Genomic DNA, 17,941 nt, shown 5'->3' with positions numbered 1-17,941 from the left:
CATCTCCTTTCTCTCTAAGAATGTTTCACGAAATAATGGCGTAAACCATAGTTAGCAATAACCTGCTGCTGAATTTGCGAAGTTCCTTCAATAATTTCAAGCACCTTCGCTTCACGATATAGTCTTGAAGCTGAGTTTTCCCGGCTAAATCCACTTCCGCCATGGATTTGGACATTTGTATTTGTAATGTCAACGGCGATTTTAGAGGTGAAATATTTTGCAATGGATGTTTCTGTGATTGCATCAGGATGATTCGCTTCTCTCATTTCCCCAGCCTTTAGGCATAAGGCTCTCGCTGCATGGAGCTGGGTAACCGCATCTCCGATCATGCCTTTGATCATTTGATGCTTGTACAATTTTTCATTAAACTGTGTTCTTTTACGTGAATACGTGACAAGAGAATCAACGGCTTCTTGTGCGATGGCAAGTCCTGCCCAAGCGACACTGTATCTTCCATGGTCTAATGCGAGTGACACCACGTGGTTAAATCCGCCCCCAACTGGTCCTAAGACACAGTCTTCATGCACCTGGACATGATCGAGGATGATTTCCGCTAAATATGATGCTCGATTGGCCATCATTCCTGTAATTCTCTCAATCTCTACACCCGGCTGATCTCGATCGACAAGGAATGCCGTGACTTGTTCACCGTCTCTTGCAATCACAATAAAGAAATCTGCAATCGATCCAAAGGAAATCCACTTTTTCTTCCCATTTAATACATAGGATTGTCCTTCTTTTTGATAGCTTGTTTCAACATGATTGGCATCTGAACCAATATTCGGCTCTGACAAAGCAAAGGCACCGATTTTTTCTCCTTTAGCTAATTCAACAAGCCAGCCTTGTTTTTGGTCTTCTGTTCCATAACGAAGAATGGCTTCTCCTACAAGTGAATTCACTGTCAATAATGTCCGTACATTACAGCAAGCTTTTCCCACTTGTTCCGTGAACTGTCCATATGCGATTGGATCAAGCCCCAGCCCTTGATAGGAAGACGGTATACCTGCTGCCAAGTAGCCTCTTTTCGCCATATCTCGAATGAGCGACTCTGGTAAATGTTCCGTCTCATCGAATTCATTGGCAAAAGGACGGATATGTTCATCGCAATACTGTCGTATTTCTTCAATGGCATCGATCGTTTGTTCAGCTGTTTTCATGAAGAGCGGCCCCCTGTTGTTTTCTCTCAATTAAGGCGACAATGCGATTGACCGTACTAAAATGAGCAATGTCGAGGTCTTCGTTATCTAATTGGAAGTGAAAATCATGTTCGATATAGTTCACTAGTTTCATCGCAAATAGAGAATTGACAAAGCCTTGTTCAAAAATATGATCATCATTTCCAAGCTCAATTTCCTCATCAAATACCACTAGGTTTTGCTCGATATAGGCTCTTACTTGTTCGTGTAGGTTCATGATTTAATCTCCTCGCTTTTCGCTTTTTTATTGTTTGGCTGGATCTTTCTGATTTAATTCAATATTGACATCTACGTATTCTGGGAAAGGCTGAATCATGCTTAAATCATTTTCAAACAAGATATAGCCATCCTCCCCCTTCTCGATTTCTTTGAAATTCGCAAACTTGTATGTGATATACATCATGCGGTTTCGGTCGGTTTGTTTAAAGTCAGCCACAAGCCGCTTTCCTCGCTTTTTCGCTTCTTGCAAAATCGTTGTGAGTAAAATGGTCCCGACACCACGAGACATGACGCGGCAAGACATAAGCAGCAGTTTGACATGCCAGGTGTCGCCTGTTTCTTCTATTAATGAGAGTCCAATTTTTCCATAGGAACCGAATTTATCTTCAAGTTCACAGACAAGCAGCAAGTGAGAATCTGATTGACGGAAGAAATCAAGTTCTTCATAATCATAGGTTTTCCCGCTCGCATTTAATTGATTGGTACGGACGGTCAGTTCTTCAGCTCGCTGGAGGTCTTGTTCTCCTGCTTCTGAAATCACGAATTTCATATGTAAAGACGCCAAGAATTTCTCAGGCGGCCCTTCATATTTCTCTTCTTCCTGCTGCCTTTGGTCCGCTTCTAAATACATTCTTCTGCGTCGTCTGGCATCTTCTGTGATAAAGACTGGACGCAGCCGATCATCAGTGAGTAATGACATATAATCCACTGCATCCCAGCACGTAATCTCTGGGTGAACAGCCTTCACTTCTTCTCTTTCAAATGGCTGATCATCAATAAAGAGAATGGTATCTTTATGAATATTTAGGCGCTCACTGATTCTCTCTAAAGAACTAGATTTGGCATTCCAATGAATCTCTGGATAGAGAAAGAAATGCTCGATCCCAAAGGCGGAGAGCTTTTCCCTCACGGCTGCTTCATCATTCCGGCTTGCAATAGAAAGAAGGATACCGCGCTCATCTAATTCTGTTAGCACTTCCTTCATCGAAGGCTTTAACATCACTTCATCTGATTCAAGTAAAATTCCATCCCATAATGTATGATCTAAATCCCAGACAACACACTTGATTTGCTTAGCCATTTGTTTTTCTCCTCTCACATGTCATATTGGAAAAAGCCTTTACCTGATTTTTTGCCGTACTCGCCTGCGTCGACCATTTTGACAAGTAGAGGACATGGACGGAACTTCGGATCTTTGTAGCTCTCGTATAAAACAAGCAATGAATTCAAAATCGTATCAAGCCCAATTAAGTCCCCTGTCGCAAGTGGTCCCATTTTATGGCCGAAACCCCCGCGGAAAATTTTATCGACATCTGCTGGTGTGGCGACTTGATCTTGCACCGCCCAAATCGCTTCGTTGATTGTCAGCATAAGCACACGGTTGGAAACAAATCCCGGAAAATCATGCACCACAACAGGTGTTTTATCAAACGATTTCAAGAAACCTTTTGCGGTTTCAACTGTGTCATCAGAAGTTGCTTTTCCTCTAATCACTTCAACCAACGCTTTAAGAGGAACAGGGTTCATAAAGTGCGCCCCAATGACCTTCTCAGGGTGATGCATAAGGGACCCTACCTTTGTAATCGAAATACAGCTCGTGTTTACAAAATAGATGGTTTCTTTCGCACAAATATCTCGCAGCTCTTCATAAATGGGTCTTTTAATCTCCCAATCTTCCGTCACGTTTTCAATGACGATATGCGCGTCATGTAAGCCTTCAAGTGAAGTTGACAGCTGGATTTGAGACAATACATCTTCTAAAGACAATGAGATTTTCTTCTTTCTCACAAATTGAACCAGTTGATAGGTCTTCTTGATTTTTTCCAGCGCTTCATTTAGTTTTTCTTCTGTGACATCAACTAATGTGACTTGATAGCCATTTGCTGAAAGGTCTAATGCCATATCAGCCCCCATCACACCTGCTCCAATCACACCTACGTGCTTCGTGTTCATTTCTCCAACACTCCAATTCGCTTTAAAATGACATTGATTTTTTCTACGACTTCATTTGTTAATGAATGAATAAAAAAGTGATCTCCATCGAATTCAAAAAACGCACAATCTTCGCTAGTATATTGATCCCAATCGTCTAAATCGAACAGCACAGAAGGCAAATCACGTGTACCATAAAAAATAGAAATTGGACAAGCAGCTGGAACGACTTCATCACACAGATAGGTCTCCAAAAGCTGAAAGTCTGCTCTTAAAATCGGCAGAAAAAAATCAAGCACTGCATGGTTATCGGCAAGTTCCTCAGGAACGCCTCCCATCGCAATGATCGCCTCTTTTAGTTTGGAATCTGACAGTTGATGATAGACTTTCTTTTCTGGAATATGTGGTGGAAAGCGCCCAGAATAAAAGACATGGACAGGCTCTTTGTTTAACCTTGTTTTCATTCTTTTTTGTAATTCATACGCAAGGACGGCTCCCATGCTATGACCGAAAATGGCATAGGGCTCTCCTTCTTTTAAAGAGGAGGACGCCTGTACATAAAGATCATCTGCGACCTGCTGTAAATCGGTTAGAACAGGCTCTGTCATTCTTGTCCCGTGCCCAGGGAGTTCAAGGGCATGAATTTCTATCGACTGGTCTATATAAGATTTCCACGTACTGAATACGGTACTTGCCCCACCTGCGTACGGTAAGCAAAATAACTTCACGACACGCCACACTCCCTTTTGCATTTGATTGCCAACGCTTCCAGCCAGTCTTTTTCATCAACGATGATTTGTTCTAAAGAAGCTTTGATATTGGCTTGGTACCTACTAGACATCTCACCTGAAAAAAGGAGTTTTGCTGCCTGATGCCTCGCTTTCTCCCATTCTGATACAATACGTTCCATCCATCCCACCAGCTCAGGTAGATCGCCTTTGATGAGATTCAGCCGATACAGCTCCACTTTCTTCGTATTGATGATCTGATTGAACGACGCCACGAGCTTCTCGATATCATCCAATTGCGGATACTGCTCATAAAATGTTTCAAGAGCTGTGATTCCTTTTTCGATTACGTCTATCTGACCATGCATATTTCTCAGGAAATAAGTCGTTTTTTGATCAAATAATTCAGTCGAGAGCTTGTCCGGATCAAAGTAGAAGGACGCATAGGAATGAAATTGATCATTCGGTTGAAAATGATCATGAAAGGTGTCATACCCTTTCTGTACATCTTTAAATGACAGCACTTGATGCTCATAAGACAAATTATCTAAATGCCGATTCTCTAATACTTGAAAGGTTTGCTGATTTTCATCGAAACCCTTAATTAAAATTGAATGACGGCTATGGGTTGTCAAATACTCTTTTCTGCCTCTCTGAACGTAAGGGTCTACCCACACAATGACGGGGCGGTCCCGCATCACATCTTGTTTGACCTTTTCAATGAGATTGACACAATACGTCATTTTTTCAACTTGAATGCCTTGTAAATTCATAATCTTTTCTGGATCGTGTGCCGACATCCAGTCAATCTGCAGCAAGCCGTCCTCTGAAAGCCCATAGGCAAATTGATCATTTAATAAGTATGGAGCGACTTCTTGATCATGCAGCTTCACAATTGGAAAAAAGCAATTGAAGAAACAGCTTCGATAAAACAAATCATTATAAGGATGAATGCCCGAAATCTGTTTGACGGTCATCTTTTTTTCCTCTCTTTCCAGCAGTAGATGTCACCATAAATCCTTTGATGAAACCAATCGTACAAAACCAAATGAAAAACAAATAATAAGAAATCGCTAATTCAATGAGAGAGGAAGGTCCCCATACAAAAGTCATTTTCCAAGGCAGCCCATTAAAGGCTAGTTGCGAAAGAATCATTGGCAGGAGCAATATCCCAATTAGCAGCAGCACCCAGCCGATGCTTTTCAGCCAGACGCCAAGTGACATGTCCCTGCGAACTAAAGCGCCGTTTCTTACACGCTTCCTCCACTTGATAAAACGAACGATAGACACCATTTGCAGCAAAATAAAAAGACATGTCCCTGCTAAACTCAATTGATCAATGAGCTGAAATGGATCTATTGATGACTCTGCTTCTTCATTTGTACCCGCGATCGTATTGGCAATAAGACGTGCCGTTTGCTCGGTGTAGCTGCTATTCATATTTGCTAACACTCCGATAGCAATATCTTCTTTTGGCTGGATCAGAAAAAATGATGAATAGTTTGGGTTAGAGCCTGCATGAAAAAGCGAGTCCACCTGCCCATGCGCCTTTTCTATATACCAGCCGGCATTGTAATAGACATGCTTCCCTTCTTCTGGGACATTCACAGTTAAATGATCAGGATTTTTTACAAAACGAGACCAAGTTGAATCGGTCAATTGATATTGCAGCCAAGTCCCCACATCCTGACTATTCATCACAATATAGCCTGCAGGGGTGTTGCCTCGATATTCTGGTGCTTCATAAGCATGCGGAGCAAGGAATTGCAGTTTAAATCCTTCTGAGACAACACCGGACTTCATGCGTTTTAGCCCAGCCTCCGTTTGGTCAAGATGATGCCTTTTAAACAGTTCTTTCATATAAGCCTCATACGACGTTCCTGTTACATTTTCAATGATGAGACCAAGGACATCATAGTTGATGGTCGCATATTCAAAGGAACTGCCTGGCTTACGATTAAGCTCGATTGATTTCAGCTGATCAACTGTTTTTTTCAATGCATCCTTTGTCGTATCAGGCTGGATAAGCGCAATGGATTGAAAGGGAATGCCGCTTGTGTGATGCATTAATTGCTCCACCGTTAAACGCTGAGGCTTTCCATTGTATGTCGGAAAAAAACCTGGAATATAGCTGCTCACTGGATCTTTGAAATGAAGTTTTCCTTGCTTCTCTAACTCCACAATAGCAAGGGCGGTAAACGCCTTTGATGTAGAACCAATTTCAAAGAAAGTACTGGCTGTCACTTGCTCCTTTTTCTTTCGATCCGCATAACCAAAGCCTTTTTGGTACACCACTTCGTCCTTTTTCACAACCACAACGGACATGCCTGGAATGCGCCCAAGCTTCATCTGTTCCTCTATCACTTGATCAATGGCTTTAGGTGTAATCACTGCTTTTGCATGTGTCCCCCCGGCAAAGCTGCTTATCCATAAGACCGCTAATAAACATGACATGTAGATAACATGCTGATTTTTCCTCATGTAAATAATGAATCCATTTCTTCAAGAGACATATCCACTGTTTCAAAATCAGACGGTGTAAATTCGATTCCTTCTTTCTCTAAGCAATGCTGTACCAAACGCTCAATTTGCCGCTCTACCTCTTGTAATAGCTGCGTCATGTCTGTTTCACACAGCTGTTTTGCGCTAAAAGAAAGATGGAATATCAGCTGACCACCCTTGATGGTAGCGACCATATCGATGACGGTTGTTAACGGATTATCCAATGACGAATCAATCCCCGATGTAAAGTAAGACATCTCATAATCAGATGATTGTTTCAGCACCTGATCAATTTCACCTAGATAGTTAAAGCGTAATTGCGGCGCTGAATGATTAGGAAGCTGCCTATTGATGAGTGAGAGCAGCCCATAGTCTGCACCTTTATTTGGCACTTCACGTATCGTTTCTTTGACAGCCCGTATGTGATCTGAGAGAGATTCAGACACATGAACATTCACAGGGTACATGGTGGTGAACCAGCCGAACGTTCTAGATACATCAATATCTTCCTCCACAGCATCCCTGCCATGACCTTCTAATTCCAAAGAAATCCTCTTTTGATTCGTTTGCTGATAACAGGCTTGCGTTAAGGCTGAAATTAACAGTTCGTGAGGCTGCGTTTGATACGCTTTATTCGCTTGATTGATCAATTGATCCGTGAGCTCCACTGATAATGCCTTGGTTAATTTGACTTCGTCTCTGACATATCCCTCATTTGAAGAAACTGGATACAGAGGCTGAATATCCTGCACCGCTTTTTGCCAATAGCTGAGCGACTCTTTTACCTCCTCTGATACTGCATACTCGTTCACCCGCTCTGTAAATGTTTGATAGGAATGGGTTTTAGGCGGAAGCACTTCAGCTGTGACCTTCTCTGCATGCAATAATTGAATCAAGTCCTCCACAAGAATTTGCCATGACATACCATCAGCTAAAAGATGATGGGCGGCAAAAATGAGATGTGATTGAAAAGCAGTTTGACAAAGCGCTGCCTGAATCAATGGTCCTTGATAAAGATGAGTTCTTTGCTTGACCTGACACCCTACTTCTTGTAGCGCTTCTTCCACATTCTCTTCTGACAATGCCGTAAAATCGTGGATCATCAGCGGAATACCCTGAATGTCTTCATCATAATGAAGCGTGTTTGTTGCCTCATGTACTTTTAACCTTAGTCCGTCGTGATGAATGACGAGCTCTTTGAAAGCATCCTGCACGATTTTTTCATCCATCTTTTTCTTTGAATGAACAATGATGGATTGATGCCAAAAATGTTCATCTTTTAATCGCTGGGACCAGAACCATTCGATAATTGGGATCGATTTCACATCGCCCGCAGCCTGCTCTTGTGAAATATGTAAGACAGGTTCCTGCTGAACGACTTGTGCCATTTCTCTAAAAATGGGATACGTAAAAAGATCTTTGGTTTTTAAATAGAGTCCTTTGTCTTTTAACTTCGCAATAAATTGAATCGCCTTAATGGAGTCACCGCCAAGCTGATAAAAATGATCAGCCGGTTCGATCGTTTCATGCCCTAAGATGTCTTTTGCTGTATCTACTATGATCTCTTCAATGTCCGCTGTTTCCTTGGACCATTCAACGGCTGTTTCCACTTGAGACAACAATGGATCAGGCAGTGCTGTCCGATTGATTTTCCCATTTTGAGTAAGCGGAAGCTCATCTAGTAAAACAAAATAGGCAGGTACCATATAAGCTGGAAGCTGATCTGATAATTTCTTTCTAAGTAAAAAGGACGTCAGCTCTTTTTCTTTCAATTCAATATAAGCAGCCAGCTGTTTTTCTCCAGATTCATCGGTTTGATCAATGACAGCTGCTTTATCAACTTCTTCAAGTGCCATAAGTGCAAGTTCAATTTCTCCCAGCTCAATCCGGTAGCCTCGCAGCTTGATTTGATGATCAATCCTGCCAATGTAATCAATCTTTCCATCATTTGCTCGTTTGGCTATATCACCTGTTCGATACATGCGGCGATCGTTTACAAATGGATTGGGCAGAAAGCGCGATTCTTGCAAATCAGGTCTTTGCCAATACCCTCTGCCAACACCCGCACCTGAAATATAGATTTCTCCTACTGTCCCAGGAAGCACGGCTTGCTGATTCTCATCTAAAAGGTAAATCTCTGTATTTGGCATTGGCACACCAATTGACACCGATGTCCCCCCATCATCTTGATGGAATTGATGAATCATACAGCCGACGGTTGCTTCAGTTGGTCCATATTCATTAAAGATGGATATCCTTCCATCACTTGCCTCTGTGATTCTTTTGGCCAAAGCGGTCGATAATTGTTCCCCGCCCACAATCATCCGTTTCACAACTGATTGAGAAAGTGCAGCATCTGTTAACAGTGCCATATGAGCTGGTGTCAGCTTGATGACTTTTGCTTTTTGATCAAACAAAATATGTTCTAATAAAAAGCCTGGCTGATCCTCTTGACGATAGATCACCACTGTACTGCCAATGACCAATGGCGTATAAATGGATGTCACAGTTAAATCAAATGCAATGGATGAATACAAGGCAAAATGATCATCTGGTGAATCAGTATAATGTGTTTTGGCAGACATAATATAGTTTACTAAGCTTCTGTGCTCAATCATGACTCCCTTTGGCTGTCCTGTAGAGCCAGACGTATAAATCATATATGCGACGTCTTCAGCATCCCCAATGAATGGATGTTCCGCATCATACTGAGCCAACTGATCCCACACGTTGTAGATATTGTACGTACCGCCATTAAAATGGTATGCAGATGCGTGATCTGTGAAAAACAGTTTTGCCTGGCTGTCATCCAAAATAAACTGAATGCGTTCCTGCGGATACTCAGGATCAATCGGAACATATGCACCTCCAGCCTTTAAAATCCCCAGCAGCAGCACAATAAGTTCTGGTGAATGATTCATACATACTGCAACTAAGTCATGTCTCTGTAAGCCATGTGTTTGTAGAAAATGCGCCATTTGATTGGTTTTTCTCTCAAGTTCACCGTATGTCATAATATGAGATCCGTCCTGAAGCGCGATTCGATCAGGAGAAGACTTTGACATGTCTGTGATCAATTCATGGATTTTTTGTTTCTGTGGAAATAGCACGCCCGTGTCGTTCCATTGATATAGCTCTCGATGTTCCTCGTCTTCTGTCATGAGAAGTACGTCTTTTAACAGCTGCTTTGGCTGAGCGAGTATGGTTTCGACAAAGAGAAGCATTCTTTCGTGTAGAAAGCCGATGTCTTCATTGCTGTAATCTGAGATCTTGTAGTCATATTGAAGTTCGATTTGCCCTTTTTCATCCCATTCTTTCACAGCAACTTGTAAGCCATATGGCTGGAAGCCATTGTAAAGCTCTATGTATTCAACTTTGTATCCTTCCATCTCCTGCACCATATTTGTGCTGTAGGAGTTGATATAGATTTGAAAAAGCTGATCATATCCTGCTTTTGCAAGCTCTAAATCTTTGACAAGTGCATCATAAGGATAACGCTGATGCAGAAAGTAAGCCTTATAGCTTTTTTGAACGTCTGTCAGACTTTCTAACAAAGATAGATGAGGATCGATCTTCATTCGATATGGCATTGTACTGACGGTCATACCGGACGTGGCTTTTTCCTTTTGTCCGGAACGATTGAGAACTGGCGTCCCAATAATAAAATCTTTTTGCTGGTATCTTTTATGCAAGTAAACGAAGAGTCCTAAAGTAAATAAAGAGTTGATTGAACAATGATGGGTATCTATAAATTCATAGATTCGTTCTGAGAGTTGTCGATCAAGGTAATGGCTGTGCCGATGGCCTTTGATTTGGTCAGTTCCCTGTACCAAATAACTATCAGACACATCAGATAATGTTTCTTTCCAAAATTGCTGATCTTTTTTAAATCTTGGGGAGTTCATATATTTTGATTCTTTATCAATAAATACAGAATGATTGTCTGCTTCTTGTTCGATAGAGGAGCTTTGGGTAAGAGCAGTGTAAAGCTGGCTAATTTTATCGATGATTACTTTCATCGACCATCCATCTGCTACTGTATGATGGCATTTGATGAAATAACCGGATTGTTGTTCACCGACTTTTAATACAGCAAATTCGGCGAGAGGGGTTTCTGTTAATTGAAATGGTGTTTTGAAGGCTTTTTCGGCCCATTCTAGCATGTCTTCATGTGTGGAAAACTCATAGGCAGGAATTGGATTATCGGCGTTTGGATCAACGTATTGAAGCGTCTCACCATCTTTCTCTACTAGCTTGAGACGAAGAGATTCTGTCATCATGATACAAGATGCAATGGCCTGCTTCAGTTTATCAAGCTGCAACGGCCCATTGACGAAAATGATACCGCCAATATGATTGATCGGTGTTTCTGGATAAAATGTTTCCATGTTCATCACGCGCCGCTGCGGATGTGTTAATGGCCAATATACTAAACTACTAGTCAATTACGCCACCTCTACTTTTCATATAGTTAACATTTCTACGAACATATTAAATCATATAACGGTATTTTTGTAAATAATTGAGATAAAATGTCTAAATTTGTTCATTTTTTAATCTAGACGCTAGGAAAGCCGACACAGTAAACAGAGCAACGTTTATAAAAAAGACGACTCTTGCCCCAAAGAGATCGGTCATGGTGCTCATAACAAGGATGGACATTCCGTATATAAAAGTTGATAGTGTATGTTGAGCTGACAGTATTTTGGGCAATTCAATTTCACTCAGTGTATCTTGTACATAGGTACGAATAGAAATGCTGCGAAGCTGAAAAGCTGGCCCTAATAAAAAGACAAACAACAAACTCATCCATGCTGAATGATTCAATCCTAAGCAAAGGGTTAGCACAGCTACGATCACCGAACTGTAAAAAATGTGATCAAACAAACGCTGTTCCACATGCTTTGCGAACCGCAGCACGAGCAGGCCGCCTAGAATGGTTCCGCCAAAATAGCTTGCGTTAATAAATCCCCACCATGTTTCAGGCTGGTGTAAGACTTCTGTGACATACACAAGGATAATGGCTCCAGTCCAGATACTTCTACCGCTCATGGATAGCATTTCTAAAACCGTTAATGTTCGAATAGTTGGCTTTTCATACATGAGCTTCCACCCTGAAAAGACCCTTGTAGCAAATGATTCAGACTGTTGCTCTTGTTTAGCTGCAGCCCCAGTATCAATCATAAAGAGCATAGATATGAGCGACAAACTGTATAAAACAAGTGTCGTCAATAGGAGAAACTGCGGTCCAAGAATACCAATAAACAGCCCTCCTAAAAGCCAGCCTAGTAAAAGAACAATTTGATCAGAAGTTAAGATATAACTATTGGCTTTTAGTAAAAAGTTCTTTTCTACTAAACGCGGGATCATCGAATTTCGAACAGGAATGGTTCCTCCATCTATCAAAGACAGGAAAAATACAATGATAAAAAAGAAAGGAATAGTAAAAGTTGATAGTTGTAGAATATAAATGAAAATCAAGCAACCGAAGAAAGCAATTTGACACATTTGCAAATAGATAATGAGTCTTTTCAGCTTAAATTGATACATAAAGAAAGGAATGAGTACCGCTCCAAGGGCTTGTCCAACAAACTGCGAAACAGCCACCATTGAAGCAATCAGTGTAGAATTTGTTAATTGATATGTCAGGATGGTCAGAACGAGGACATATAGCGAATCCCCAAAATTAGCTAGGGATTGTCCCCCTAATAAAAAGTAAAATGATTTGTTTTTCATATTGATCTCCATTTTCTCTTCATTATCACCCATAATAATACATTATTTTCTACACTTCTACTTTTTATAACAATATTTTCATAACTTGATACATTTTACCTAATTTAAAAAACCGCCAATAGGCGGTTTTTATTTAGTCATATATATGAACAGTTGGTTCTTTGTCTTCAGCATTTTTCGTGATCAGGGCTTCTTGTTGATCAGAAGATGTGATGTTAATTTCGATATTGGTACTCTTATAGTAATCCATGACTTCACCTGTTAAATATTGCGTGAAGGCTACAACTTCCGTTTTTCCATAGAACTGCATTGGAATTTCGACTTTCATTTTTTGCAGGTTGCCGTTTTTGTAAAAGCCTTTTCCTACGACACCAGTGTAATTCGGGAAGTAGTCTTCGACTTTTGTTTTGAAGCGGTCAAATCGCTCGGAATCATCTTTGTAGTTGCCTTTCGCATTATCTGAAGGGAAGAAGACATTCTCCTCTTTGATCGTATCCCAATTGCCGATATCAGCTGAGCCTGCTTTCACATCCGTTTTGGCGATAAAGTTTCCTGGAACGATAGATGATTTTGGTGCTTGCTTATAAAGTGCAATCATGACAGGCACTTTTTGCAGTCCATCCATTTGACGAATTCGTTTGATCACTTGTTCAGCGATTTTTTCACCTTCTGCCAAAAGTTTCTTTGAACTTTTCGATGAATCGATCGTCACCTCTTGCTGCGGGTCACCGATATTTTCACGGTAATAATAAACAGAGTTCAGTGCAAGACCAATGACAACTCCGCCAAGCTGTAAGCTGTTTTTATCTTTTCGAATTAAGTAATTATGTTCTAGCATCGAAGCTAAGTAAATTGGACTATTTTCATTTTTAGACTTTGTTGAACCTGAGTTTGGAAGAGCTGGGTTTAAGCCGAGATTCTTAAAGTCTTTATCTTCTTTTTCTGCCTTTTTCAGATCACTGCCTGTTTTTTTGCGCGACAGCCAGCTGAGAACGGTGTCCTCATCTAAATGCTGTCCTTCTTGGAAAAGATAGTCGTTTGTATTAAATGACTCTGTTGCAAGGCGCATAAGTCCTGTTTCAAATTCATCGATGTCCAGGCGTGTGTTGAGACGCTCTGCTGTTAACCCTCGCGCAGCCCCTTGTTTAAACGGCAGCACCATTTTGTAATAGGAGTCAGAGATATTGTACATCGGGATGATGGCTGTTTCCTTCGTTTCATCCGTTTTTTGTGTGACCTCTTCCTCTTCCTTTCCCCCAAAAGGTGCACACGCTGACAATACCAGTGTGAGCATTGTCAGCAGCAATAACAACTTTTTCAATAGAAAACACTCCTCTTATTTCTTTAGCTCCTCGAGCATTTTAGCTTCGTCCCAAATTTCAATATTGAGTTCTTCTGCCTTTGTCAGCTTACTTCCCGCTGCTTCTCCGGCAATGACTAAATCTGTTTTTTTACTCACACTACCTGCCAGTTTGCCGCCTAATGCTTCGATCGCTGCTTTTGCATCGTTTCGGGCCATTTCTTCTAATTTCCCTGTCAGTACAATGGTTTTGCCTGCAAAATAGGAATCACTTTCTTCAACCTTCACCGGCTTTGGTCCTGTATAGGTCATATTGACCCCAAGCTCTTTTAGTTCATTTAGCAGGTTGAGAATTTCTTCTTTCTCAAAGTACGTGACAACGGCATCAGCCATTTTTTCACCGATTTCGTCGACTTCGAGTAATTGTTCTTTCGTCGCTTGCTTTAATTGATCGATGTCGCCGAAATGCATCGCCAAGGTCTTTGCCGCTTTAGAGCCAATAAATCGAATACCGAGTCCAAATAGTAAACGCTCTAGAGAGTTTTCTTTCGATTGCTCAATCGAACGCAGTAAATTGTCGACAGATTTTTCGCCCATTCGCTCAAGCTGAATGAGCTCTTCTTTCGTTAATCGGTAGAGATCGGACACACGAGAGACAAGCTGTTCTTGGAAAAACTGTGTAATGACCCGCTCGCCAAGCCCATCAATGTTCATTGCATTACGGGAAACAAAGTGAATGAGTCCCTCACGTATTTGAGCAGGGCATTCTGGATTGATGCAACGCAAAGCCACTTCGCCTTCAATTCTCACCAGCTCACTATGACACTCTGGGCATTCAGTCGGCATGTGAAACGGCTTTTCTTCTCCTGTACGCTGATCGATCAGTACGCCTGCGACTTCCGGAATAATATCGCCCGCTTTTTTCACAATCACTTGATCAAAAAGGCGAATATCCTTTTCTTTGATCAAATCTTCATTATGAAGAGAAGCACGCTGCACTGTCGTCCCTGCTACTTTGACAGGTTCAAGAATCGCCGTTGGTGTGATGACGCCTGTACGTCCTACACTTAGTTCAATATCAAGCAGCTTTGTCACGACCTCTTCAGCCGGAAACTTGTACGCAACAGCCCAGCGGGGACTTTTTGCTGTAAAGCCGAGCTCTTCCTGCTGAGCTAACGAATCGACTTTGATCACAATTCCATCGATTTCATATGAAAAATCGGCACGCTTCGTTTTCAATGTTTCAATGAGGTCGATCACTTCTTCAATCGTGTGGCACATCCGTCTTTCTTTGTTCGTTTTAAAGCCAAGTTCGTCGAGAAGATCAAGTCCCTCGCTTTGCGATTCAACACCGATTTCATCAAGCTCCGCTATACTGTAGACGAAGATATCAAGGTTTCGTTTCGCCGCAATTTTCGTATCAAGCTGACGAAGCGAGCCTGCAGCCGCATTACGCGGGTTCGCAAACGGCTCTTCTTCGTTTTGTAATCTTTTTTCATTTAATGCTTCAAAAGAAGGTTTTGGCATAAATGCCTCGCCTCTCACTTCAATCGACAGAGGACGTTTGATTTTGAGCGGGATGGAACGAATGGTTTTGAGGTTTTCAGTAATATCCTCACCCGTTGTCCCATCTCCACGCGTGGCACCTCGGACAAACACACCGTTTTCATAACGGAGAGAAACAGCGAGTCCGTCAATTTTCAGCTCGACATTGTATGCGACATCGTCACCAACTGCTTGACGAACCCGTCGGTCAAAATCAAGAAGGTCCTGTTCATTAAACGCATTCCCGAGGCTGAGCATCGGTGTGCCGTGACGCACTTTTTGGAAGGCGTCTAACACAGCGCCTCCTACTCTTTGTGAAGGGGAGTCCGCTGCTTTTAAATCAGGGTGCTCTTCCTCTAAAGAGATCAGCTCACGCATCCGCGCATCATATTCAGCGTCAGGAACACTTGGACGATCAAGTGTATGATATTCGTAGTTGTATTGGTTCAAAATCTGGTGCAGTTCCTCGATCCGGCGTTTCGCTGCTTCTTTATCCATCTGCTTCTTCCTTTCAATTCATCCGTTTTATAAGTGCTATCGGTTTATTGCTTCTCAATTGGCGCAAATGCTGCGAGAAGACGCTTAATGCCTGTAGGGCTTGGGAAGGCAATATCAAGCTCTGTGCTGTCTCCACTGCCTTTTACACTCACAACCGTTCCAACGCCCCATTTTTTATGAGCCGCTTTATCACCCACAGCCCAGCCAATACTTCCGCCGCCTGTGTTTTGAATGGTTTGAGTTTGCGGACGTGAGACAGGTCCCCGTCTTTGCGGTCTTTCTCTTGTTTGGCCAAACGGTGTTTTCGTTTCTTTCTTCTCATTTAGGTTGTCCAATAAATCGGCTGGTATTTCTCGAATGAATCTTGATTCAAGGTTCATGTTTGTCCGGCCGAAGAGTGTTCTCATCTTGGCACTTGATAAATAAAGCTCTTCTTCCGCCCGTGTGATGCCTACATAGGCAAGGCGGCGCTCTTCTTCCATCTCTGCATCTTCCATTAATGAACGGCTGTGCGGGAAAACACCTTCCTCCATGCCCATTAAGAAAACAACAGGGAATTCTAGACCTTTTGCAGCATGAAGAGTCATTAAGATGACGGCATCCTGATCTTCTTCCTCATTCTCATCCAGCTTATCAATGTCTGCGACGAGGGCGAGATCTGTCAGGAAAGTCACGAGAGACTTGTCTTCATTTTGTTCTTCAAAGTTCTTAGTGACGGAGAGAAACTCGTCAATATTTTCTAGACGGCTTTGTGCTTCAATCGTTTTTTCAACCTTCAGTGCTTCACGATAGCCTGTTTTCTCTAGGATTTCTTCTGTTAATTCTGTGACAGATAAATAATCCTGCATGTTCGTCATTTGATCAATGAGCTGTTTGAACTCATCAAGCGCATTGGCTGCCCTTGCACTGAGTCCAATGAAATCTACCTGACCAAGCGCTTCAAACATAGACAGGTCATTCATCTCCGCATATGCTGCGATTTTATCAACAGATGTTGCACCGATTCCACGCTTTGGTACGTTGACAATACGTGCAAAGCTAATGTCGTCATCTGGGTTAGCTACTAGGCGTAAGTATGCCAAAATGTCCTTGATCTCTTTCCTGTCATAGAACTTCGTGCCGCCGACAATGTTGTATTGAATGTTTGACTTCAATAATGTTTCCTCTATGACACGAGACTGGGCATTGGTTCGATAAAGAATCGCAAAATCGGATAATTTACGCTTACCGCTCTGATGAAGCTGATGAATCTTTCCAGCAACAAATTGACCTTCACCGAATTCATTATCTGCACGGTAATAGGCAATCTTCGCTCCTTCATCATTTTCTGTCCAAAGATTTTTCGGCTTACGGTTTGAATTGTTTTGGATCACCGTGTTTGCGGCATTTAGAATACGTTTAGTCGATCTGTAATTTTGCTCAAGCAGAATCACTTCACTGGACGGATAATCTTTTTCAAAGGAGAGAATGTTTGTAATATCCGCTCCGCGCCAGCGGTAAATGGACTGATCCGAGTCACCGACAACACATATATTTTGAAAACGCTGAGCGAGCAGTTTCACAAGCATGTACTGCGCTCTGTTCGTATCCTGATACTCATCGACATGAATGTATTGGAATTTCCGCTGATAGTGTTCTAATACTTCAGGGATGCGCTCAAACAGACGAATCGTCATCATAATTAAATCATCAAAATCGAGTGATTGGTTTTTGAGTAACCGTTTTTGATAATCTGTATAGACGTCGCTGACCACTTGATCATAGAAATCACCAGCTGTTTTGGCGTATTCCTCTGCGTCTATGAGTTCGTTTTTTGCACTGCTGATTGAACCTAAAATGCTGCGTGGATCAAACTTTTTAGGATCGATATTTCGTTCTTTCAGAATATTTTTTATGACTGAAAGCTGATCAGATGTGTCTAATATAGAGAAGTTGCGATTCACACCAATACGGTCAATATCGCGTCGTAAAATGCGCACACACATGCTGTGGAACGTAGAGATCCAAATGTCATCGGCACCAGGCCCTAAAATGGCTTGTACACGCTCACGCATTTCACGTGCTGCTTTATTTGTAAACGTAATCGCTAAAATGTTCCACGGAGCCACATGCTTTTCGGCCATTAAGTAGGCAATTCGATGTGTGAGCACCCGTGTCTTTCCGCTTCCTGCTCCTGCCATCAAGAGGAGGGGACCGTCTGTTGCTTTGACCGCTTCTTTCTGCGCGTCATTCAGCCCTTCTAATAGATGATTCGATATTTCATTCATTCCATTCACCGCCAATTC

Annotated in this window: 12 protein-coding genes; all 12 read right to left on the bottom strand. The window is 41.9% G+C overall.

What is annotated here, in order from left to right; translation table 11 throughout:
• Positions 1-14 precede the first annotated feature (14 nt).
• Positions 15-1,157, bottom strand: a complete 1,143-nt coding sequence (locus C6344_RS16920; RefSeq protein WP_106073124.1) for an acyl-CoA dehydrogenase family protein — start codon at positions 1,155-1,157, stop codon at positions 15-17.
• Positions 1,144-1,413, bottom strand: coding sequence for an acyl carrier protein (locus tag C6344_RS16915; RefSeq protein WP_034664694.1), 270 nt, complete (start codon positions 1,411-1,413; stop codon positions 1,144-1,146). The genes C6344_RS16920 and C6344_RS16915 overlap by 14 nt, the downstream gene beginning before the upstream one ends.
• A gap of 27 nt (positions 1,414-1,440) precedes the next feature.
• Entirely contained in the window at positions 1,441-2,496 is a 1,056-nt protein-coding gene (locus C6344_RS16910; RefSeq protein WP_034664698.1) for an HAD-IIIC family phosphatase, read from the bottom strand.
• A gap of 14 nt (positions 2,497-2,510) precedes the next feature.
• Entirely contained in the window at positions 2,511-3,368 is an 858-nt protein-coding gene (locus tag C6344_RS16905) for a 3-hydroxyacyl-CoA dehydrogenase family protein (protein WP_034664701.1), read from the bottom strand.
• Positions 3,365-4,075: a thioesterase II family protein gene (locus tag C6344_RS16900; protein ID WP_034664703.1), complete on the bottom strand. Its 711-nt coding sequence runs from the start codon at positions 4,073-4,075 to the stop codon at positions 3,365-3,367. The genes C6344_RS16905 and C6344_RS16900 overlap by 4 nt, the downstream gene beginning before the upstream one ends.
• Positions 4,072-5,052 (bottom strand): C39 family peptidase, encoded by a 981-nt coding sequence (locus C6344_RS16895; protein ID WP_106037210.1) that lies wholly within the window; start codon positions 5,050-5,052, stop codon positions 4,072-4,074. Before C6344_RS16895 ends, C6344_RS16900 begins: the two co-directional genes overlap by 4 nt.
• On the bottom strand, positions 5,015-6,529 hold the full coding sequence (locus C6344_RS16890) for a serine hydrolase domain-containing protein (RefSeq protein ID WP_223254344.1): 1,515 nt from the start codon (positions 6,527-6,529) through the stop codon (positions 5,015-5,017). Before C6344_RS16890 ends, C6344_RS16895 begins: the two co-directional genes overlap by 38 nt.
• 23 nt (positions 6,530-6,552) lie before the next feature.
• Positions 6,553-11,022, bottom strand: a complete 4,470-nt coding sequence (locus C6344_RS16885) for a non-ribosomal peptide synthetase (RefSeq protein WP_106073122.1) — start codon at positions 11,020-11,022, stop codon at positions 6,553-6,555.
• Positions 11,023-11,113: 91 nt separating this feature from the next.
• Positions 11,114-12,313 (bottom strand): MFS transporter, encoded by a 1,200-nt coding sequence (locus C6344_RS16880; RefSeq protein ID WP_060595701.1) that lies wholly within the window; start codon positions 12,311-12,313, stop codon positions 11,114-11,116.
• 133 nt (positions 12,314-12,446) lie between these two features.
• Positions 12,447-13,634 carry a CamS family sex pheromone protein gene (locus C6344_RS16875; RefSeq protein ID WP_060595700.1) on the bottom strand — a complete coding sequence of 396 codons (1,188 nt, stop codon included), beginning with the start codon at positions 13,632-13,634 and terminating at the stop codon, positions 12,447-12,449.
• Positions 13,635-13,649: 15 nt separating this feature from the next.
• Complete coding sequence (gene ligA / locus C6344_RS16870; RefSeq protein ID WP_106072539.1) at positions 13,650-15,656, bottom strand: NAD-dependent DNA ligase LigA; 2,007 nt, start codon at positions 15,654-15,656, stop codon at positions 13,650-13,652.
• 44 nt (positions 15,657-15,700) lie between these two features.
• Complete coding sequence (gene pcrA, locus C6344_RS16865; RefSeq protein ID WP_060595698.1) at positions 15,701-17,923, bottom strand: DNA helicase PcrA; 2,223 nt, start codon at positions 17,921-17,923, stop codon at positions 15,701-15,703.
• Positions 17,924-17,941: the final 18 nt, after the last annotated feature.

It is taken from the genome of Bacillus sp. GBSW19 (assembly GCF_002998655.1).
Classification (GTDB): domain Bacteria; phylum Bacillota; class Bacilli; order Bacillales; family Bacillaceae; genus Bacillus.
This window is presented reverse-complemented; position numbering and strand designations above follow the sequence as displayed.

Bases quoted from the DNA above. Each gene is read 5' to 3' on its own strand.
- C6344_RS16920 (WP_106073124.1), bottom strand. From the start codon at position 1,157: ATGAAAACAGCTGAACAAACGATCGATGCCATTGAAGAAATACGACAG.
- C6344_RS16915 (WP_034664694.1), bottom strand. From the start codon at position 1,413: ATGAACCTACACGAACAAGTAAGAGCCTATATCGAGCAAAACCTAGTG.
- pcrA (WP_060595698.1), bottom strand. From the start codon at position 17,923: ATGAATGAAATATCGAATCATCTATTAGAAGGGCTGAATGACGCGCAG.
- C6344_RS16880 (WP_060595701.1), bottom strand. From the start codon at position 12,313: ATGAAAAACAAATCATTTTACTTTTTATTAGGGGGACAATCCCTAGCT.
- C6344_RS16890 (WP_223254344.1), bottom strand. From the start codon at position 6,529: ATGTCATGTTTATTAGCGGTCTTATGGATAAGCAGCTTTGCCGGGGGG.
- C6344_RS16905 (WP_034664701.1), bottom strand. From the start codon at position 3,368: ATGAACACGAAGCACGTAGGTGTGATTGGAGCAGGTGTGATGGGGGCT.
- C6344_RS16910 (WP_034664698.1), bottom strand. From the start codon at position 2,496: ATGGCTAAGCAAATCAAGTGTGTTGTCTGGGATTTAGATCATACATTA.
- C6344_RS16895 (WP_106037210.1), bottom strand. From the start codon at position 5,052: ATGACCGTCAAACAGATTTCGGGCATTCATCCTTATAATGATTTGTTT.
- ligA (WP_106072539.1), bottom strand. From the start codon at position 15,656: ATGGATAAAGAAGCAGCGAAACGCCGGATCGAGGAACTGCACCAGATT.